This is a genomic window from Nocardia sp. bgisy134, from assembly GCF_965341865.1.
In the GTDB taxonomy this organism is placed as follows: domain Bacteria; phylum Actinomycetota; class Actinomycetes; order Mycobacteriales; family Mycobacteriaceae; genus Nocardia.
Genome location: NZ_CBDQZP010000004.1, coordinates 192,361 through 212,550 on the forward strand (window position 1 = coordinate 192,361; position 20,190 = coordinate 212,550).

15 protein-coding genes and 3 pseudogenes are annotated in these 20,190 nt (G+C 67.2%); 8 read left to right on the top strand and 10 right to left on the bottom strand.

Features of this window, described 5'->3' with window-relative positions; all coding sequences use genetic code 11:
- Positions 1-80: 80 nt before the first annotated feature.
- From ACRWNM_RS09820 to sigJ, 3 genes are all read right to left on the bottom strand, one after another.
- Entirely contained in the window at positions 81-479 is a 399-nt protein-coding gene (locus tag ACRWNM_RS09820) for a GtrA family protein (protein ID WP_431966167.1), read from the bottom strand.
- Between the two features lie 309 nt (positions 480-788).
- Positions 789-1,976 carry an NAD(P)/FAD-dependent oxidoreductase gene (locus ACRWNM_RS09825; RefSeq protein WP_431965768.1) on the bottom strand — a complete coding sequence of 396 codons (1,188 nt, stop codon included), beginning with the start codon at positions 1,974-1,976 and terminating at the stop codon, positions 789-791.
- A gap of 81 nt (positions 1,977-2,057) precedes the next feature.
- Positions 2,058-2,999: an RNA polymerase sigma factor SigJ gene (gene sigJ / locus ACRWNM_RS09830; protein WP_431965770.1), complete on the bottom strand. Its 942-nt coding sequence runs from the start codon at positions 2,997-2,999 to the stop codon at positions 2,058-2,060.
- 91 nt (positions 3,000-3,090) lie between these two features.
- Between sigJ and ACRWNM_RS09835 the strand changes: the two are divergent.
- Positions 3,091-3,234 (top strand): annotated as a pseudogene (locus tag ACRWNM_RS09835) (helix-turn-helix domain-containing protein); the annotation flags it as partial.
- Between the two features lie 303 nt (positions 3,235-3,537).
- Positions 3,538-3,708: a hypothetical protein gene (locus ACRWNM_RS09840; RefSeq protein ID WP_431965772.1), complete on the top strand. Its 171-nt coding sequence runs from the start codon at positions 3,538-3,540 to the stop codon at positions 3,706-3,708.
- 485 nt (positions 3,709-4,193) lie between these two features.
- Here ACRWNM_RS09840 and ACRWNM_RS09845 read toward each other — a convergent pair whose 3' ends face one another.
- Positions 4,194-4,919: a TetR/AcrR family transcriptional regulator gene (locus ACRWNM_RS09845; RefSeq protein ID WP_431965774.1), complete on the bottom strand. Its 726-nt coding sequence runs from the start codon at positions 4,917-4,919 to the stop codon at positions 4,194-4,196.
- A gap of 153 nt (positions 4,920-5,072) precedes the next feature.
- Here ACRWNM_RS09845 and ACRWNM_RS09850 point away from each other — a divergent pair, with 153 nt between their 5' ends.
- Positions 5,073-5,990, top strand: a complete 918-nt coding sequence (locus ACRWNM_RS09850) for an NAD-dependent epimerase/dehydratase family protein (RefSeq protein WP_431965776.1) — start codon at positions 5,073-5,075, stop codon at positions 5,988-5,990.
- 79 nt (positions 5,991-6,069) lie between these two features.
- Here the strand turns inward: ACRWNM_RS09850 and ACRWNM_RS09855 are convergent.
- Both ACRWNM_RS09855 and ACRWNM_RS09860 read right to left on the bottom strand, forming a co-directional pair.
- Positions 6,070-6,293: pseudogene (locus ACRWNM_RS09855) on the bottom strand (glycosyltransferase family 39 protein); the annotation flags it as partial.
- 50 nt (positions 6,294-6,343) lie between these two features.
- A pseudogene (locus tag ACRWNM_RS09860) lies at positions 6,344-7,003 on the bottom strand (carotenoid oxygenase family protein); the annotation flags it as partial.
- Between ACRWNM_RS09860 and ACRWNM_RS09865 the strand changes: the two are divergent.
- Positions 6,890-7,687 (top strand): TetR/AcrR family transcriptional regulator, encoded by a 798-nt coding sequence (locus ACRWNM_RS09865; protein WP_431965778.1) that lies wholly within the window; start codon positions 6,890-6,892, stop codon positions 7,685-7,687. The pseudogene ACRWNM_RS09860 and the gene ACRWNM_RS09865 sit on opposite strands and share 114 nt — an antisense overlap.
- A 403-nt stretch (positions 7,688-8,090) precedes the next feature.
- On the top strand, positions 8,091-9,062 hold the full coding sequence (locus ACRWNM_RS09870) for an NAD(P)-dependent alcohol dehydrogenase (RefSeq protein WP_431965780.1): 972 nt from the start codon (positions 8,091-8,093) through the stop codon (positions 9,060-9,062).
- Here ACRWNM_RS09870 and ACRWNM_RS09875 read toward each other — a convergent pair.
- Together ACRWNM_RS09875 and ACRWNM_RS09880 are read right to left on the bottom strand one after the other, a co-directional pair.
- Entirely contained in the window at positions 9,052-10,008 is a 957-nt protein-coding gene (locus ACRWNM_RS09875; protein ID WP_431965782.1) for a phytoene/squalene synthase family protein, read from the bottom strand. The two genes, ACRWNM_RS09870 and ACRWNM_RS09875, sit on opposite strands and share 11 nt — an antisense overlap.
- Before the next feature lie 12 nt (positions 10,009-10,020).
- Complete coding sequence (locus ACRWNM_RS09880; protein WP_431965784.1) at positions 10,021-10,212, bottom strand: hypothetical protein; 192 nt, start codon at positions 10,210-10,212, stop codon at positions 10,021-10,023.
- A 345-nt stretch (positions 10,213-10,557) separates the two neighbouring features.
- Here ACRWNM_RS09880 and ACRWNM_RS09885 point away from each other — a divergent pair, with 345 nt between their 5' ends.
- Both ACRWNM_RS09885 and ACRWNM_RS09890 read left to right on the top strand, forming a co-directional pair.
- Positions 10,558-12,048, top strand: a complete 1,491-nt coding sequence (locus tag ACRWNM_RS09885) for an SDR family oxidoreductase (RefSeq protein WP_431965786.1) — start codon at positions 10,558-10,560, stop codon at positions 12,046-12,048.
- A gap of 142 nt (positions 12,049-12,190) precedes the next feature.
- Positions 12,191-13,036, top strand: coding sequence for an alpha/beta fold hydrolase (locus ACRWNM_RS09890; RefSeq protein WP_431965788.1), 846 nt, complete (start codon positions 12,191-12,193; stop codon positions 13,034-13,036).
- Positions 13,037-13,199: 163 nt separating this feature from the next.
- Here the strand turns inward: ACRWNM_RS09890 and ACRWNM_RS09895 are convergent, their stop codons facing one another.
- Positions 13,200-14,522: a phosphoribosyltransferase family protein gene (locus ACRWNM_RS09895; RefSeq protein ID WP_431965790.1), complete on the bottom strand. Its 1,323-nt coding sequence runs from the start codon at positions 14,520-14,522 to the stop codon at positions 13,200-13,202.
- A gap of 224 nt (positions 14,523-14,746) precedes the next feature.
- Between ACRWNM_RS09895 and ACRWNM_RS09900 the strand changes: the two genes are divergently transcribed.
- Positions 14,747-16,153 carry a wax ester/triacylglycerol synthase domain-containing protein gene (locus ACRWNM_RS09900; RefSeq protein WP_431965792.1) on the top strand — a complete coding sequence of 469 codons (1,407 nt, stop codon included), beginning with the start codon at positions 14,747-14,749 and terminating at the stop codon, positions 16,151-16,153.
- 35 nt (positions 16,154-16,188) lie between these two features.
- On the opposite strand, the gene otsB is transcribed toward ACRWNM_RS09900, so the two are convergent.
- Positions 16,189-20,157: a trehalose-phosphatase gene (gene otsB / locus ACRWNM_RS09905; protein ID WP_431965794.1), complete on the bottom strand. Its 3,969-nt coding sequence runs from the start codon at positions 20,155-20,157 to the stop codon at positions 16,189-16,191.
- Positions 20,158-20,190: the final 33 nt, after the last annotated feature.

Below are 20,190 nucleotides of genomic sequence, written 5' to 3' on the forward strand. Positions count from 1 at the left end.
TCGTGGCAGCCCAACTGGTCCGCCAGTGTCTCGTCCCCCAACGAGGTTGACGCCAAACCTGATTCGAAATGGGCGAACTTTCAGAAGACGAAGCCGCGCAGTACCAGGAACCGCACACCGCCGACCGCCGCCATGACGGCGGTCACGGCGCCCGCCTGTGCGATCTCGCCGAGGCCGGGCGCCAGGAACTCCAGTCCGGCCAGCGCCGCCGTGCTGATCAGAAGGCCGATCAGCGCCAGCCCGCCGCCTTCCCACTGTGCGGTGAACCAACCGACTCGTCCGGCCGCGCGAAAGGTGAGCCGCCGGTGCAGTTCGTTCGCGATCACCGTGCTGACGATCGAGCCTGCGATATTGGCGACCAGCGGGCTGATCCCGTTCGTGGCCATGAACAGCAGGACATAGGCGATGTTGCTGGAGCCGCCGACCAGGGCGAACCGGATCAACTGGGCGAAGGCGTGGTCGCCGCGCAAGTACCGCATCACGCGGGCGAGTCGGTCGAGCCATTCCGTGCGCAGGCTCGGGTAGGGGCCAGCACCGATGTTCTGAGCGATGCCATCGAGGATCGTCTTGTCCCCGTATGCCTTCCGGAGCCCATAAGCCGCAATTGCTGTGCTGTTCACAGGAATACTGTCGCCAGCCCGGCTTACACCGAGCTGACGTCGGCCTGACAGTCCACTTACACGATGTTCGGCCTGATCACAGCGGGCAAGCACCGGCTCGAAGCCATCGAGACCCGCCCCAGTTCGTTCCCGCTGGGGCGGACCTGCACCGGCTCCGCACCCGCGCGCTCAGACGGTCGCGACCGGAGCCGCCGCGCCGGTCTCGACCAGGCTTCGACGCCGGCTCGGCACCATCAGGGTCGGATGGTTGACGCTCCACACGGTGGCCTTGCAGATCAGCTCCTTCACGCGGGCGGCCTTGTGGCCCACGTCGACCTTCGAGGTCGGCTGATCCTCCTTGGTCACCTTCTGCACGATGGCATCGCGGCGGCCGAGGCTGATGCACTGGCTGTTGTAGCCGATCGGGGCATCGGGGACTTCACGTCCGGTCAGTCGGGCGGCAATGGCGTCGGCGCCCAGCCAGGCCATCGGGGAGGCGGTGGCGCAGCCCATGCGCAGCGTCTTGCCGCCCACTCCCGCGGCGTGCGCGGCGTCGCCGAAGGCGTACACGTCCGGGTGCGAGACCGAGCGCTGGGTGGCGTCGACGACGATCCGCCCGGCCTCGGAGACGGTGAGTGTGCTGGCGGCCGCGATCGGGTGCACGGCGAATCCCGCTGTCCAGATGGTCATTTGCGCGAGGATCTCCGCGCCCGATCGGGTGGCCACGCCCTCTTCGGTGACCCGGGTGACGTCGGCGTGCTCGTGGACGGTGATACCGAAGCGTTCGAACGCGCCGTGCAGGTGGCTCTGTGCCTTCTCGTCGAGCCAGTCGCCGACACCGCCGCGCGCGGCCATGGCGACCTTCAGATCCGGGCGCGCCTCCGCGATCTCGGTGGCGATCTCGATGCTGGTCAGGCCGCCACCCACGATCAGCACGGTCTCGTCCGCCCGCAGCTGGTTCAGGCGTTCCCGCAGCCGCAGCGCGGCCTGCTTGCTCGCCACCTGGTGGGCGTGCTCGACGACGCCGGGGACGCCGAAATCGGCGACGGTGCTGCCCAGGGAGTAGACGAGTGTGTCGTAGGCGAGGGTCTCGGCCCCCTGCTCGCCGATCAGTTCGACGGTCTTGCGGTCCGCGTCCACCGAATCGACCCATGCGATGCGCACCTGAACGCCGGTGCCCGCGAACATCTTCCGCAGTGGGCGGACCGGCAGGTCCTGCCCGGCGGCGAGCTGGTGCAGGCGCACCCGTTCGACGAAGTCGGGATCGGCGTTGACCAGGGCGATCTCGACGTCGTCGCGGTGCAGTCGCTTGGCCAGGCGGCCGGCGGCGATGGCTCCGGCGTACCCGGCTCCGAGGACGACGATGCGGTGCTTCATGGTGTTGCTCCTGTCTCGGTGGGTTCGGACCTTGAACCGGACAGCCTCACGAATGCTGACAGGAGCGGACTGTGATGTGGTTCACCATAGATCGGGCAGGGGCGCTCCCGGTGCGTACGTGGCCCACTGGCGGTTGGCGTGCGCCAGCTTGTCGGGATTGACGTGGGCGTGCACGGCGGCGATGCCGTCGGTGGTCACCTCCAGCACCACGACGCCGACGATCCGATCCTCGGCCGCCAGGACCAGCGCGGGCCTGCCATTGACGATCGCGGCGAACGGCGTGGGCTTGCCGCCGAGCTTGTCCCACTTGGTGCCCGAGGGTTTGATGGCGAGCCGCACGAACAGCGCGATGCGCTCGGCGCCGACGAGCGGCCTGTTCAAGGTGGCGAAGAAGGCGCCGCCGTCGCCGATGATGGCGGCGTCATCGGTAAGCAACCGCACCAGCTCGTCGGTCCGGCCGCTGACCGCCGCGGCCAGGAATTCCTCCACGATCCGGCGGGCGGCGGCCTCGTCCACCTCGATGCGCGCCCGTTCCACGGCCAAGTGCTGTTTGGCGCGGCGATAGACCTGCTGGCAATTGGATTCGGTGATGTCGAGCAGGTCGGCTATCTCGTGGTGCGGATAGCCGAAGGCCTCGCGCAGCACGTACACCACGCGCTCCTTGGCGGTGAGCCGCTCCATGAGCGTGAGCATGGCGATCGACACCGATTCACGCTGTTCGACGGTGTCGGCCGGGCCCAGCATCGGGCCACCGGCCAACACCGGCTCCGGAAGCCATTGCCCCACATAGGTTTCCCGGCGCGCTCGGGCCGAGGTGAGCTGGTTGAGGCAGAGATTGGTGAGCACCTTGGTCAGCCACGCCTCGGGCGTCTCCACGTACTCGCGGTCGGCGGCCTGCCAACGTAGATACGTCTCCTGCACCGCGTCCTCGGCGTCGCTGGCCGAGCCCAGCAGGCGGTAGGCGATCGCCTCCAGGCGGCCCCTGGAGCTTTCGAACAGATCGGCCTCGCGCGTGAGCAACATGTCAGCCATGGTCGGCTATGCGCACCGGTCGCGTCCAGCCGTACCGGACCTTCGCATCCGCGCGAGAACAAGGCTTCCTCGGAGTGCACTCACCCGGATGGCAGATCGGCTCTACACCCACCGCGGCACGGTCGTGCGTCGCCTGGCACGGGTCGACGAGCTACTGCCTCGACCCTTCGCGACCAACACAGTCGCGGTCGGCGCGACACTCGAGGTTCTCCGCTGGTCCAGGTGACACAAGTACGCAGACCTGACCACCTGCCGTCGCCCTTGCCTCTGGTCGGTTGCACCTCACGAAGCCGCCGAGGGCGGTGGTCTAGGCGCGAGTGGGAGTCGGTTCGCGGGCCGCTTGCCGGGCCGCGTCAACGTCGATATCGGCGCCCGGCCGCTGTTAAACGGATTAACACAAACTTTCGCCGATACTTTGTTAACTCCACAGGGCGACCGCACAGGGCTACCCGCGGGTAATGAGAACGTGTTCTGATGGGCCCCGTCCCGAACCTGGGACGCATCACATTGCACGACCAGAGGATGAAGTATGACCTCCAGAATTGCCCGCCCACTTGCCATCACCGCCCTAGCGCTGTCCGCAGGCGCTCTCAGCGCCGGCACCGCCGCCGCACACCCCATCGCCACTCCCACGTCGGGTTCGGTGGAAGTGTGCACCGGTATCCCGGTCGGCCAGATCGAGATCAGCTTCTGCCTGTAACCGCCTGGGTCCAGCTGAGCCAGCGGTAGTTGCGAAACCGTTCGTGGTGAAACCGCCCGCTCAATCGGTCCGGAATCGCCACCACCGCAGAGTGTTCGGACGCATCTCCGCCTGGGGCCGCACGACCCCAGGCGGAGACCGCGTCCGCGCCGAGCGCAACGGTTCGCGTCGAACAGCCCGCGTCGCGGATCGCGCGCTTCACCGCCCGGCGCACTCGATTCGCCTGCCGCAGCACGCCACCCGGGCACCCTCGGCCGCGAACGGCGGCGACGAGATCGTCGTCAATGGCAGCGAGCGCTTCATCACCGACGCACCGGATTACGACCTGCCCATCACCTTCGCGCAACTGAACGCGACACCGGGAGTGAAGGGCATCGGCGCGGTGGTCGCCGAAAAGGGGAGGTTCCCACAGCCTTTGGACGTTTCCGTCGCCAAACTGCATGCCGCCGACATGGGCCGCGACGTGTGCTGGAGGGTGGCTGGAGCTACATGGCCTGGGCGTTCGGCAGTCCGACGAGGTCGGCCATCAGGTTCATCTGGTGGTGGAAGTAGTCGGCCCGGGCTTCGATGGTGCCTTCGAGGCGGCCGTAGATCTCGAAGCTGACGAGGCCGAAAAGCTGTGTCCAGGCGGCGAATACACGGCCGAGTGTGTCCTCGGGGAGGTCGGTGGTAAGTTCTTCGGCCTGTGCTCGTTGGTCGATCAGCGCACGGAGATCCGCGCGGACGGGTGCGGGGAGCAGTGTTGGCACTGACGGGGGGTCGATGCGTCCCGCGGCCGTCGCAGCGATCGCTATGTCGGAAAGCAGGAGGACGACGGTCGAGGCTGGGCGGATGGTGTCTTGCGGGGCGTTGTATCCAGGGACCGGGCTGCCGTAGAGCAGGCCGTATTCGGTCGGGTGGGCCAGCGCCCAGTCGCGAACAGCGGTGCAGACGGCGATCCATCGGCCCCGGTAATCACCCTCCGGCACTGCCGCCGCAGCGGAAGTGGCTGCCGCGCCGAGGGATTCGTAGCCTTCCAGGATCAGCGCGGTCAGCAGGTCGTCGCGGCTGGGGAAGTACCGGTAGAGCGCCGAAGCGACGATGCCCATATCGCGCGCGACCCCGCGCAGCGAGAGAGTGGCCCCGTCCACCGCCAGTCGGCGGCGCGCGACGGCCTTGATCTCCTCGATCATTTCCGTGCGAACACGGGCTCGTAGCGAAGGGGCGGACATACCGCCAGTGTAGAGAACGCGTGGCCAAAAAGAGAACAGTAGGCCGTTTCGAGAACACTGTTCTTGACAGCCTTCGACCTCGGCATCTAGCGTGAAAGCGTCGCGAGAACGCTGTTCTCGAAACGGAACACTTGAACAGGATCGAGGACCACCATGTCCCTGCACGTCGTCGTCGGAGCCGGCCCCGTCGGATCGGCCGCCGCACTCCTGCTGGCCGAGCGGGGCGACGATGTTCGCCTGCTCACCCGCAGCGGATCGGGACCCGAGCATCCGCGCATCGCACGCATCCGGGTCGATGCCACCGACGCCGCGAACCTCACCGCCCAGTGCGCGGGAGCGACCGCACTGCATCACTGCGCCGGGCTCGAATACGCCCGGTGGGCCACCGGCTTCCCGCCGCTCATCCACGCCGCGATCGACGCGGCCGAAGCCTCCGGCGCGCTCCTGCTCACCGTCGGAAACCTCTACGGCTACGGCGAATTCGACGGCCCGGTCGACGAATCCCACCCCCTGCGCCCCAACTCCACCAAGGGGCGGATCCGCGCCGATCTCTGGAACGAAGCCCTGACCGCGCATCGCGACGGCCGCATTCGCACCGCGGAAGTCCGCGGATCCGACTACCTGGGAGCCGGAGCCAACTCGACTTTCACCGCCGTGGTCCTGCCCGCCGCCATCGCAGGCAAGACCGCACTGTTCCCCGGCGACCCCGACGCTCCGCACAGCTGGACAGCCATCCACGACGTGGCACGTACCCTCCTCGCGGTGGCCGATGACGAAACATCCTGGGGCAGAGCATGGCACGCGCCCACCGCCGCTCCCCTGTCGGTCCGCGCCCTCGCCGATCTGACGGCCACGCTCGCGGGCGCGTCCCCGGCACGAGTCCGCCGCATGCCATCGGCAATGCTGCGGGCCGCCGGCCTGTTCAACGCCGACGCCCGTGAAATACGCGAGTTGCGCTACCAGTTCGATCGCCCGTTCGTGGTCGATTCCACGGCCGCGACCGAGAAATTCGGTATCGAATCCACATCGACCCGAGCGGCGCTGCAAGCCACACTCGAGGTGCGGCCGTGACCGACGGTCTCCTTACTCATTTCGCCGGGATGGCAACAGTCCCAGAGATCCGCACCTCGTAAAGCCGACGCACGCAACGGTTCACAGCTTCTTCGGCGCAGTACCCGGCGACCACCATCAGGAACGTCAACAGCGCATCGGGGTTGTCGTACCGGAACATCAGCGCCGCGACGGGCGTGCCAGCCAACGCGACCCCGGCGATCAACCCCGCCGCCGGGGTCGCTGCACCGCGGCATACACCAAAGCCACCGAGCCGATGCCCATCAGCGCTTGCGACAGCATCACCGACCACCCACTGAATCCGACTGGCAACAAGCTGGGAGCGCCCTCTCCTCACCGATCCGGGTGGGGCATCAGGTCGCTGTGATACTGGCGGTCGGAACCCAGTTCCCGTGGAAGCCGGCCGGAACGCGATGTGGCAACGGAATATTCGCGATCGTCTCCAGCGTCCCGGCGTCGAGGATCGCCAACTCGCTGCGGTCGGCGGGGAGATCGGTGACATACCCCATCAGAACGCCATCGTCTTCACCGGAATCGGCGGCAGCAGGCTGGAAGACGAACTCCCCCACGACCTTTCCCGCACCGAATGATCGGGTGCGCGACGTCCTCGCGTCGAGGTCGTGCTTCAGCAATACCGGGCTTCCTCCCAAACCTGTCCCGACCGCGGACGCGTACCCGTACCGATGCCGCCTACCGACCAGGCGTTCGTCGACGCGCGGGAACTCCTGCGCCCGATCGTCGAGCCGCGACTCGCGGACCCGCCCTCCCGCCAGGTCCACGACCCAGCGATCCAGCGTGGGCGGCCCTTCCCACGGGCCTGCGGTATTCCGGTCGAACATCTTCGGATGACGCACGACATCGAGCACGACGGTTTCGCCGTCGTCGTAGGCGTTCATCGGGTGGAAGACGTAGCAAGGCTCGATATCGAACCAGCGGACATCGGCATTGTCGCCGTCTCGGGGCAGCACGCCGATGCGGGCCGGATAGCGCGGATCCCAGCTGAACGGAAGCCGAAAGGACAGCCCGCCCAGAGCCCGCGAGCGCGACTGATCGAGGCAAGCATCCGGTTACTGGAAGAGGTGGGACCGGAGGCGTTGCGGGCGCGCACAGTCGCCGCCGAGATCGGTGCGTCCACGATGGCCGTGTACACGCATTTCGGCGGCATGAACGAACTGCTCGACGCCGTCGCGGCGGAGGCATTCGCACGCTTCGGCGCCGCACTCGCCGTTCCCGAGACGAACGATCCGGTCGCCGACTTCTTCGCGGCGGGCAACGCGTACCGCAGCTACGCACTCGCCAATCCGCAGCGCTACCGGCTGATGTTCGGGCTGGTCTCCCCGCAGACCACCCGCCCGGCGGCCGGGAACCTCAGCGCCACCGGCACGCCCGCCGAATCCGCCGTCGAAGCAACGTCTTTCAACCAGATGATGCACGTCGTCGAGCGGATGATCGAGGCCGGTCGCATCCGCGCGGACCCGGTCGCCGATGTCGCGGGACGGCTCTGGAGTTTGGTGCACGGCGTGGTCCTGCTCGAAATCACCGGCTACCTCGGACACGAAGGGCACGCCGCCACCAATATCCTCGGCCCCGCGACCGTGGACCTGCTCGTCGGCATGGGTGACGAACGGAGCCGAATCGAGCAGTCGAGGGCCTACGCGGCAGATCGGCTCGCCGAGCAGGCACCGGGCAGCTCGTAGCCGCTGCCGCGCGTCCGGCGGACAGGCGCCGGACGGCCTCGTGCTGCACCGCGGTGAGTTCGGCGTCCGGCAACGGCGGCATCCGATCGGCTCGGCCGGGTGCGGACGCGAGGGATTCGCTCATCGATACCTGCTTCAGTCGGTTCGCATTCGGGCCGGGCCGGAGCGTGGGCCGCCGGGCGAGTGCAGGAGCGAACTCGCCCGGCGGCGGCAGAGTGCAGCGATCGACGATCTTGGGGCTGCTGTCCTTGGCGGTGTGCTCGGCCAACACGACGACCCGCCCCGCATCGCAATCCGGTCGAGCACTGAAATCAGTGCTCGTCTCAGGGGCTTCCCCGATGTCCGGCCCTGGCGTGTCGATCTACGGTTTCGGCACCAACGGGTAGCGCGAATGGAGAACCCAGTGAAAGCGATCATGCAGGACCGGTACGGATCACCGGAGGCTCTCGAGTTCGGCGAGATCGCCGTCCCGGTGCCTGGTGACGACGAGGTTCTGGTCCGGGTGTACGCGGCCGCGGTCAACGCCCTCGACTGGCATGTGATGCGGGGAGATCCGTACCTGGCCCGGCCGATGATGGGACTGCGCGGGCCGCGGGCGAAGATCCGCGGCCGCGATTTCGCGGGCCGGGTGGAGTCCGTTGGGCGAAACGTGACGCGGTTCAAGGCCGGTGACGAGGTGTTCGGCGAGTCCGATGGCGCCTTCGCCGAGTACGTGGCCGCCCCGGAATCCGTGGTCGGGCACAAACCGGCTCGCCTGACGTTCGAGCAGGCGGCCGCGGTTCCCTTGGCGGGCAACACCGCACTCATAGGACTGCGTGACCTCGGCCAGGTCCAGCCGGGGCACCGGGTACTGATCAACGGTGCGTCCGGCGGCGTCGGCACGTTCGCAGTGCAGATCGCCAAAGCCTCCGGCGCGCACGTGACCGGCGTGTGCAGCACCAAGAACATCGAGCAGACGCGGTCGCTCGGCGCGGACCAGGTCATCGACTACACCGAGGACGACTTCACCAGCGGCACAGTGCGTTACGACCTGATCTTCGACCTGGTCGGTAACCACTCGTTGTCCGATTTGCGGCGAGTGCTGACACCGGATGGAAGGCTCGTTCTGTCCGGCGGCGGTGTGTACCGCGGGGGTTCGGTTGTCGGGCCGATGGCGCTCATGGTGACGGGAATGGTGTTGGCGCGCTTCGCTCGCTGGGTGGACGTCCTCCAAGTAGTGCAGCGCGCCGACAATCTGACCGCGCTCGGCGAGCTGGCCGAAGCCGGGAAGCTCACACCGGTGATCGAACGGACTTACCCGCTCAGCGAGGCGGCGGCGGCCATCCACTACCTCGAAACCGAGCATGCGCGAGCGAAAGTCGTCATCACGGTCTGACACAACCGCCGCACTGCTTGCTGCGCGCCACCCACGCGCGCAGCAGGCCCTCGGTACCCACTCGAACTCGCCGCCGGGTGCCGACGGTGGCGCGATGGCCGAACACTTCGAAATCGACGTCCTCGATGCGGTCGAGAATCTCGGAGTACAGCAGTAGCGCGGTCGCCACGCAGGGACGAGACCGCGGTACCAGCCGTTCGATGCCTCCACGCGCAAAGTCGTATATCTGCCTGGTGATTTCGTGCTGCGCGGCGAGTGCGCGGCGCACCCGGACATCCGCGCGGCCGTACCGGCGGCACCACACGAGCAGTTCCCGGTCCACGCCGTGAGCGGCCAGTTCGTCGGCGGGCAGATAAACGCGGTCGCGGGCTAGATCCTCGTCGATATCGCGCAGAAAGTTGGTGAGCTGAAACGCCTTTCCCAGCGCGGCCGCATACGGCGCCGCGTCCTGCTCCGATGCCGTCGTGCCCAGAATCGGCAGCAGTTGCAGACCGATCACTTCGGCCGATCCGTAGACGTAGCGATCCAATGTCACGCGATCGGGATAGTCGGTGACCGACAGATCCATTCGCATCGACGCGAGAAAGGAGTCGAAGAGATCTTCCGGTATGTGGTAACGGTCGGCGGTGTGCAGCACCGCGGCCAGCACCGGATCGCCGGCCGTATCACCCGCTGTGAATTTGGCTGCCAGACTGTCCAATTGGGATGCTCGCTCGGCGGTTCCGAGCCGTGGATCCAGATCGTCGAGAATGTCGTCCGCCCGGCGGGCGAAGCCGTAGAGCGCGTGCACGCCGGGTCGCTGGTCGGGAGCGAGCAACCGGGTGGCCAGAAAGAACGTCTTGCCGTGCCGGGCATTGAGCGCCCGGCAGTGTTCATATGAACGTCGTAGCGATCGATCGGTGATACCTGCCGCATCCAGTTCGACGCGGCCTGTGACAGTGCGCATCGTATGCCTCCTCTACCGCTGCCGCGCGGTGCACAGCATCGCCATCTGTTCCAGCGCCACCCGCTGCCCGATCCCGAACGAGCTTTCGCTGAGCGCGTCCGTGGCCGTTTCGACGCGATCGGCAATCATCGCCTCGACGTATGCGGGCGCGCCGGATGCGGCGATCAGCGCGCGGCAACGGTCGATCGCGGCACGATCGACCACCGGGCGGCTCGTCGGTTCCGACAGTTCGCCAGAGCGGTCTCGTCCATCGTACCGCGAAAACGATGCATATTCGATTCAATCAGGCATTCCCTGCGGAAGCGCAGCTGGATCGCGACCACGGCGGCACGGTGGAACGGCACAACTCGATCGTGCTCGACAGTGTGTCGCGAGAATTGTCATCACACCAACCCGCCCGCGCACGGCGGTCGACACCTAAGCGACACAGGCAGCCGAGCGGAAACGCACCGAGTCGGCGGGAACATCGGGACTCGCCGTTCAACACCTCTCGGGGTAGCGTCGAATTGATGCACAGACGATGCGTATATGAGGATGCGAGGTGCGGACATGCGATGCGTGGTGTTCGGAGCGAGCGGATACATCGGAGGCCGTCTGGTTCCGGAGCTTCTCCGAGCCGGTCACTCGGTACGCGTGGTCGCGCGTAGCCCGGGAAAGCTCGCCCACGCTCCCTGGCGGGATCGGGTCGAGATCATGCGCGGCGATGTCCTCAGCGATGAGGATGTCCGCGATGCCGTCGCAGAGCAGGAAGTGCTCTACTACCTCGTACATTCGCTCGACCGTGCGGATTTCGGAGAGATCGACCGTGCGGCCGCAGCTCGCGTCGCCGCTGCCGCCGCGACGGCAAGGGTGAGTCGCATCATCTACCTCGGCGGCATCACTCCCCCGGGACAACCGCTCTCGCGTCACCTGGCATCGCGCGCGGAAGTCGGACAGATCTTCCTGGCCTCGCCCGTCCCGACGCTGGTGCTGCGCGCGGGTGTAGTCATCGGGTCCGGCTCCGCGAGCTTCGAGATGCTTCGCTACCTCACCGAGCGGCTACCCGTCATGGTCACGCCCCGGTGGGTCCGGAACAGAGTTCAACCGATCGCTGTCCGCGACGTCCTCTATTACCTGGTACAGGGCGCGGAATTGGCGCCGGATCAGGTCGGCGCCTTCGATATCGGAGGCCCGGACGTCGTCACCTACGAGGAAATGATGAGGACGTATGCCGAACTGGCGCAGCTGCCTCGTCGTGTCGTCATCCCCGTACCTCTCCTGACGCCCTGGCTGTCTGGCCAGTGGGTCAACTTGGTGACACCGGTGCCACGCGCGATCGCGATTCCGTTGATGGAGTCGCTGATCAACGACGTCGCGTGTTCCGACCATGCCGTTTCACTGATCATCCCGGACCCGCCGGCCGGGCCGATACCGTTCCGCGAGGCGGTGACGCTGGCACTCACCAGAATTCGAGATCTCGACGTTCCGACCCGCTGGTCGGATGCCAGTCCACCGCAAACACCCTCGGATCCATTGCCGTCGGATCCCGATTGGTCGGGCGGCTCGCTGTACCGCGATCTCCGCGAACGACCGACTCACGCGGATCCCGACGTTCTGTGGTCGGTGATCGAATCGGTCGGCGGGGAACATGGCTGGTACTCGTTCCCGCTCGCGTGGGCACTTCGTGGGTGGCTGGATCGAATCGTCGGCGGTGTCGGTCTACGTCGGGGACGGCGACATCCACATACCCTCCGCCAGGGTGAGGCGCTCGATTGGTGGCGCGTCGAAACCCTCGAACGTCCACGGTTGCTGCGGCTGCGCGCGGAGATGCGCATTCCCGGACGGGCGTGGCTCGAACTATCCGTCACACCGACACCCACGGGCGGCGCGCTGTACCGCCAATGCGCGGTGTTCGAACCACGAGGACTGGCCGGACATGCGTACTGGCAGTCCGTCGCCCCCTTCCACGCGCTCGTGTTCGGCGGCATGGCACGCAACATCACGGCAAAGGCGGAAGTCACAAAACACGCTCCGCGATCGATCGCACCGCTGCCTGGCTAGCGATGCGCCAGGTTTTTGCTGGCAGCTGACCGAATATCGCCGCCGCTGACGTGTCCACGTTGATTTAGCGACGATTTCGCATCACAACGTACTGCTTGCTGTATGTTTGCCATCGTCGTACACAACTTTCGGGAGGTTTGTCATGATCGATGAGCGCGACCGATTCGCTGATCTGTCCGAGGTCAGGATGTGCTACCGCGACGAGGGTGATCCGTCGGGGAAACCGCTGCTGATGATCATGGGGCTCAGCTCGCAGCTGATCCACTGGCCCCAGGAAATCGTCGACCGCCTCGGCGAGCGCGGCTACCGGGTGATCCGTCCCGACAACCGCGACAGCGGTCTGACCGAGTGGAAGATCACGCCGCGCCAGTACTTCCTGAGGGCGATCGCGCGCGACTCCGTCGAGCTGCTCGATCATCTCGGCATCGAGCAGGCGCACGTCGTCGGCGCCTCGATGGGCGGGATGGTCGCCCAGCTACTCGCGATCGAGCACCCCGCGCGGGTGCTGTCGCTGTGTTCGATCATGAGCACCCCGCACATCAGCATCGGCATGGCCGATGGGGAGGTACTCCAAGAGCTGACCAAACCGCTGCCCTCGGATCGTGAGGAGGCGATCGAGCAGACCGTCGACCTCTACACCCTCATCGGCTCGAAGACCTACGCCGACAGGGAGCGCCGCCGCGCGCTCGCGACCCAGGCCTACGACCGCGCGCGCCACCCCGACGGCCCGGCACGCCAGGTGACCGCGGCCGTCATCGCTCCCGACCGCAGGAGGCGCCTCCAGCAGTTGCAGCTGCCCGCGCTGGTCATTCACGGCGCCGAGGATTCGCTCATCAAGATCGCCGGCGGCGAGGCCACCCACGCGGCGATCCCCGGATCGATCTACCTGCCCTTCCAGGCGATGGGCCACGACATCCCCGCGCCGCTGTTCGACGAAATCGTCGCGGCCATCGCCGACAACGCCGCCCGCCGCCCCGCGGTCGTCTAAGGCTCTCACCGCTCCTCCACGTTTTTGCCGGGTGGCCTCTGCCGGAGGCCACCCGGTGTCGTATTCGTGCAAACTGCCTTCTTCGCTCCGCCGGCGGAAGCTCGAGCAAGCGCACGGCCTCCAATGATCGGCGGCAACCAGGCCAGTAGGAACTGGCTGGTCATCAAGCGCCGGGCTCGGGCGACAGCCGGCCGACCAACCAGTCGCGGGCGAGTTCGGCGACCTGCTCCAGTGCGCCGGGTTCCATGAACAGATGTGTGGCGCCGGGCACTACCTCCAGCGCTGTCTCACACGACATCTCCTGCGCTGCGCGGCGGTTCAGCTCCAGCACGGCATGGTCGTCACCGCCGACGATCAGCAGTGTCGGTGCGCGCACCGCGGCCAGTGCCGGACCGGCGAGATCCGGTCGGCCGCCGCGCGATACCACCGCGGCGATCTGCACGTCAGGGGCGGCCGCCGCCCGCAACGCCGCGGCGGCACCGGTACTGGCTCCGAAGTATCCGATCCGCAGGCCGGCGGCCTCGTCTCGACCGGTCAGCCGGACGGTGGCTTCGATCAGTCGCCGCGACAGCAGCTCGACATCGAAAACCCGTGCCCGATAACCCTCTTCGTCCACGGTGAGCAGGTCGAACAGCAGCGTGCCCAGCCCGGATCGGTTCAGCACCTCGGCCACGTAGCGGTTGCGCGGGCTGTGACGGCTGCTGCCGCTGCCGTGGGCGAACACCACCATCCCGATCGGGTTCTCCGGAATGGTGAGATGCCCGGTCAGTTCGACCTCTCCGGCTCGGAAGCGCACCTCGTCGTCGCACAGGGGCGGATCGCTCGCAGAACCTGGTTGTAGCTCCCGCGGATGATCGGACGACCGGCGCAGCAGCTCGGTGACCTCGGTGTCGCGGACCTGGCCGAACCGCCGGTACCAAAAGCCGACGGCGCCGAACCGAGTCGGTGTGTGCAGGCATATCAGCTCGTCGGATTCGTCCTTCAGCATCGCCAGCGTGTCGCCGGGCGCGACCGGCACGGCCAGCACGACGCGGCGTGCACCGTGCGCCCGCGCCACCTGGCAGGCGGCCCGCGCTGTGGCACCGGTGGCGATGCCGTCGTCGACGACAATTACGGTGCGACCCGCCAGCGGGACACGCGGGCGTGTGCGCCGCAGCAGTTCGACACGTCGCGCCAGTTCCTCGCGTTCGCGGCGCTCCACCGTCGCCATTTCCTCGGGCGTGAGCTTCGTGTGGGCGACGACGTTGTCGTTGATCACGAGGACGTCGTCCTCGCCGATCGCTCCGAAGGCGAGTTCCGGTTGATAGGGGACGCCGAGTTTGCGCACCACGATCGCATCCAGCGGCGCATCCAGAGCCTGAGCGATCTCGAAACCGACGGGGACTCCGCCCCGCGGCAGGCCGACTACGACGGCATCCTCGCCGCGGAGGTATTCCAGCCGCCGCGCCAGCTGGCGTCCGGCGTCACGGCGGTCATCGAACAACATCGCAAAAACCTTCACGGATCCTCTCGACATGGACTTTCCCGTGCTACGTCAACGTACACGCGGCCTGGTAACTACCACTGTGCTCCCGCGTCGGGCGCTGCGGCAGGGGCCATCGACACCGGCAGCAGATGACCTATGCCCTTATCAGCGGAGCGAGCAGACTTGGTAGTACGGAACTACGACGAACACGAAGGCAACAGACGATGGGCCCCCGCGAATCTCACATGTCGCAATCGGACCTGTTCTCGTGGAAGATGGAGCGGGATCCGGTCCTGCGTTCGACGATCGTCTCGGTCCTGGTCCTCGATACCGATCCGGACTGGGATCGGCTGGTGCGCACGATCGAGCGTGGCACCCGTCTCGTGCCGAAGTTGCGGCATCGGCTGGTCATCGCGCCGTTCGGGTTGACTCCGCCGCGCTGGGCCCTCGATCCAGGTTTCGACCTGTCCTGGCACCTGCGACGGGCGGCGTTGCCGGCATCGGCGAACATGTCGACGGTCCTCGAATTCGCGCGCACCGAGGCGATGACGGCCTTCGATCCGGCCCGCCCGCTGTGGCGCATCACCCTGCTCAGCGGTTCGACGGGTGGCTGCGCGCTGGTGATGACAGTGCACCACAGCCTCACCGATGGCATCGGCGGCATTCAGATCGCCACGGCGCTGTTCGACGTCGATCGAGCCGAGACCGATCGCGGCCATCCGCCCGAGCCGCCGCGCGAGAGCGACGGTGTGCTGCGTGACATCGTGGCGTGGAATCGGTCGGTGGGTTCGGATCTTGTCCGCGGCGGGATCCGTACGACGCGGCAGATCGCATGGCGCGTCGTCGCGCATCCCGCGCGGGCGGCACGCGACGGCGTCACGCTCGCGGCCTCGCTGGCTCGCCTGGTCAAGCCCATTACCGCGACGATGTCGCCGGTGATGACCGAGCGCGGTCTGGGTCGTCGGCTGGCGGTGCTCGATGTGCCCGTCGAGCAGCTGCACCGCGCGGCGCGGGCCGCGGGTTGCACTATGAACGACGCTTTCCTGACCGCGGTGATCATCGGACTACGCATCTATCACTACCGGTACGGGGCGAAGATCGGTCGGCTGCGGCTGACCATGCCGATCAGTCTTCGCACCGCCGATGATCCGCTCGGCGGCAACCGGATCACTCTCGCGCGTTTCTCGTTGCCGGTCGACATCCTCGCTCCCGAGGAGTTGATGCGGGCCGTCAACGGCACGGTCGATGGTTGGCGACGCGAGCCGGCGATACCGCTGTCCGGCGCCGTCGCGGCGGCGTTCAACCGGCTGCCGGTCGCGATGGTCACCGGGATGCTCAAACACGTCGACTTCGTCGCCTCGAACGTCCCCGGTTCCCCGGTGCCTCTCTACCTCGCCGGGGCGCGGATCGATCGGATGTACGCCTTCAGCCCCACCATCGGCACGGCCGTCAACGTGACCTTGATGTCGCACGCGGGAACCTGCTACATCGGCGTCAACGCCGACTCCGCCGCGGTCCCCGACATCGCGAACCTGACCGATTGCCTAGCCACCGGATTCGCCACCGTGCTGGGTCTCGCAGACGCGCGCGACCGGGAAGCCGGTGCCGACGTCACGGCCGAACCCCTCGATCGGCACCGCTCCCATCGGTGACCGGATTCCAGGCACCTGCCCGGCGACAGAGTCCGTCAGGTTCCTGGTTCCGGCGGCAGACGGAGCGTCTCCCCCGGCGCGAGGCGTGCGATCTCACCACGGCAGTCGATCTCGATCGGCGGTGACGCGCCGGGATCGGAGCTGATCTCGATGCTGTCGCCACTGACGCGCACGGTCAGGCGGTGGCCGCGATACACGATCGGGAACGACAGCGCACCGAGCGAGACGGGCCAGTGTGGACAGAAGATCAGCCGGTCGGAACGGATCTCCAACCCGGCGAAGCAGCGCTGCAACAGATCGATACTGCCCGCCATGGCGCCGAGGTGAATCCCCTCCGCGGTGGTGCCGCCCTGAATGTCGGCGACATCGGATTCGAGGACGAGGTCGAAGAATTCCACCGCGCGGTCGCGGTTGGCTCGCGCGAGCACCCACGCGTGCACCAGGGCGCTGAGCGTCGAGCCGTGCGAGGTGCGCGCCAGGTAGTAGTCGATGGTGCGTGGGATCATCTCGCCGGGCAGCTCGTATCCGAGGTGGGCAAGCAGGTCTCGCAATTCGTCGGCGGAGAGCAGGTAGAACAGCATCAGCACGTCGGCTTGTTTGGCCGCGCGGTAGCGGTTGACGTTGTCGCCCTCGGCTTCCAGGATGCGATCCAGCCGCTGAATGTCGCCGTAGCGCTGCCGGTAAAGGTCCCAATCCAGTTCGGCCAACTGCTCGTAGCCTTCGAACTGGCTGATGACGCCGTCGTGGAACGGGACGATCATGCGGCGGGCGACATCGTGCCAGTGCGGCGGTTCCGAAGGCGGCACGGATAGTGATTGCAGCAATTCGGTCCGCGTGCGCGGGGCGAGCAGGTCCAGAGCGTCTATCGCCCGCAGGATCACCCAGGCTGCCATGACATTGGTGTAAGCGTTGTTGTCGATGCCTGCCTCGGGCGCCTGCGGATACCCGGAATGGAATTCGTCGGGACCGATCACACCGCGGATCGTGTAGCGGTCGCGCGTGGCATCGTAGGTCGCCAGGCTCGCCCAGAATCGAGCGATCTCCACCAGCAGTTCGGCTCCGCAAGCGGTGAGGAATTCGAGGTCCCCGGTGGCCTGGTAGTACTGCCAAACGGTGTAGGCGATCGCGATTCCGCTGTGGTACGCGCGCCTGCTCGGATCCGGATTCCAATGTCCCGACAGCGGGTTCAGATGCATCCGCTGGCTTTCTTCGCGACCGTCGCTTCCCGACTGCCACGGGAACAACGCTCCGCTCAGCCCGGCCGCGGCGGCCGCCTGTCGCGCCATGGGCAGGCGGCGGTATCGGTAGCGCAGCAGCGCTTCGGTCACGGCGGGGAACCGCAGATTCAGCACCGGGAAGACGAACAGCTCGTCCCAGAACACATGCCCGCGATAGGCCTCACCGTGCAGACCGCGCGCCGGGACACCCACATCGAGATCGGTGCTGTTGGGTGAGACGGTTTGCACCAAGTGCAGCAGATGCAGCCGCAGGATCCGCACCGCGTGCTCGCGGCCGTCGAGATCGAAGCGCAACCGCCGCCACAGCTGCTCCCACGCATCGGCATGGCCCTCGCGCAGTTGCGCGTAACCACCGGTGGCGGCGAGCCAGCGGACGGCCGCATCGTCGGGTGCGGAGATCGCGCGGTCACGTCCGGTGAAGACCGTGACGATCTTCTCCAGCACGACCGAGGTACCGGCGTCGATTTCGACGGTCAGATCGTGTCCTACGAGGCCGTCGCGATCCACGAGTTCTCTTGCCGCACAAACTGTTTCGCGCAGCGAGGTGCGGGCCGCCATAGCCACCGAGACTTCGGACTGATTGGTGCGGACTGCCAGCAGTACCGAGTCCGGCGACAGCGGTCGCGTCCGTACCGCCGTGAGATGCTCGTCGGACAGGTCACGATAACGCGCGACCAGGCTGTTGCGGACATTGCCATCGATGGCCGATCGGATGATCAGCCGACCCGACCAATTCTCGGCGGCGATCGTTGTCTCCAGCGCGCCCACATGCGGACGATGCATGGCGACGAACCGTCTTTGGGTCACCGAGGTGATGCGCCCGGCGCTGTCACGGATCCGGAACCGGCGGATCAGCTCGGCGCGGCGCAGATCAAGTTGCTGGCGGTAGCACAGGATTTCGGTGGAATCGATGTCGAACCAGTCGCTGTCTTCGATTCGGAAGGTCACCGGCAGCCAGTTCGGCAGGTTCACCGAACTCTCGTTGTCGATCGTGTGCCCGGCGATCTCGTCGCGCAGCCGGTTGTAGACGCCTGCCACGTACATGCCGGGATAGTGGTGTTCTCCGGCTCGGGATTCCGGGGCGGCCCCGCGGACCGCGAGATAGCCGTTGCCGACGGTGCACAGTGCCTCACGCAGCTTCTCGCGCCCGGGGTCGTACCCGTCGAAGGTGAAGAGCCAGGCATCGGATGCTGCGGAATCCGCCGCGGCGCTCAACTGGCGGGCCAGACGGTCCAGGAAGACACCGACTGCCGCCGGGTCGGTCACGGCGAAGCGCGCCGCGGTGTGTCGATCGCCGTTCTCGCCGTGGCCCACCACGATGCCGAGTCCATCGGGTTCGACGGCGTCGAAGGCGTCTTCGTCGGTCAGATCGTCGCCGAGGTAGATCGGCAGCACCGGGACGGTGAGCTGCTCCAGAACCCACCGCAGCGCAGTACCCTTGTCCCAGTTCACATCCGGACGCAGCTCGGTGACCTTGCGCCCGGTGCTCACCCGCAAACCGGTCGCCCGCGCGATCTCGTGCACCGCCGCCACGACCGGACCGACATCGTCGAGGTCCGCACGGCGATGGTGGACAGCGACAGCGAATCGCTTGCGCTCCACCACAACTCCCGGGACCGAACGCACCCGTTCACGTAGTCGCTCCGCGGCCCGCTTCAGCGCCTGCTCGACCCCCGGCGCGGCGGCGTCGTGCACATGCCGGGTGCCGTCGGGAGCGAGCAACTCGAAGCCGTGGCTTCCGGCGTACCAGATCCCCTGCACCCCGACCCGGTCGCGGACATCCCTCAGATCGCGGCCGCTGACCACGGCGACCGGGCACAGCGCGGCGAGCTTCGCCAGCGCGTCGCCTGCCCCCTCGACCAGGGCCGCGGCCGCCGGATCGGCGACGATGTCGGACAGCGTCCCGTCGAAATCCAGGAGCACCGCGGGTGTTTCGGTGTCGAGCAGATCGACCAGACGCGTCCAGGACCGCAGCGCATCCGGCAGCTGCGAGATCCGCCGGAACCCGCCTCGCAGCGCCACCCGCGCCGCATCATCGATGACAGCATCGGCGCCACCGGCCCGCAGGCGTTCGGCATGCCCACCCCGATCGATGCCGATCACCAGCGCGAACCCACCCCGATGTCCGGCCGCCACCCCGGCCTCGGAATCCTCCACGACGACCGTCCGATCCGGCGCGGCCCCCAGCCGGTGCGCCGCCTCGGCGAGCATCGCCGGATCCGGTTTCCCCGTCAGCCCGAGCTCCTCGGCGACGAGACCGTCGACCCGGACCTCGAACAAATCCCCGATCCCCGCGGCAGTGAGCACCGGAAGACAGTTGCGGCTGGCCGAGAAGATCGCGGCGCCGATGCCCGCCGCACGCAGCCTCCCGACCAGCGCGATCGTGGATTCGAAGACTCGAACCCCGTCGCGGGCGAGCCGGTCGTGGAAGATGCGGTCCTTGCGGTTGGCCAGCCCGCATACCGTCTCGGCTTCCCCGGAATCGGTCGTTTCACCCCAGGGCAACGAAATACCCCGTGAGGCAAGGAAATCGGCGACGCCGTCGTAGCGAGGCTTGCCGTCGACACAGCGCAGGTAGTCGCTGTCGGTGAACGCGGAAAGATCCTCACCTTCGGCCGGTGCACGACGGGCCATGAACGAGTCGAACAGTTGTGCCCAAGCCGCGGCGTGAATGGACGCGCTATCGGTGACGACCCCGTCCATATCGAAGATCACCGCGTCATAGCGGCGGGAATCGATCAGTACCGCGGAGTCGCTGCCGACCACCCTTTCAGCGTGAACCGATCGCCCCGGCGGCAG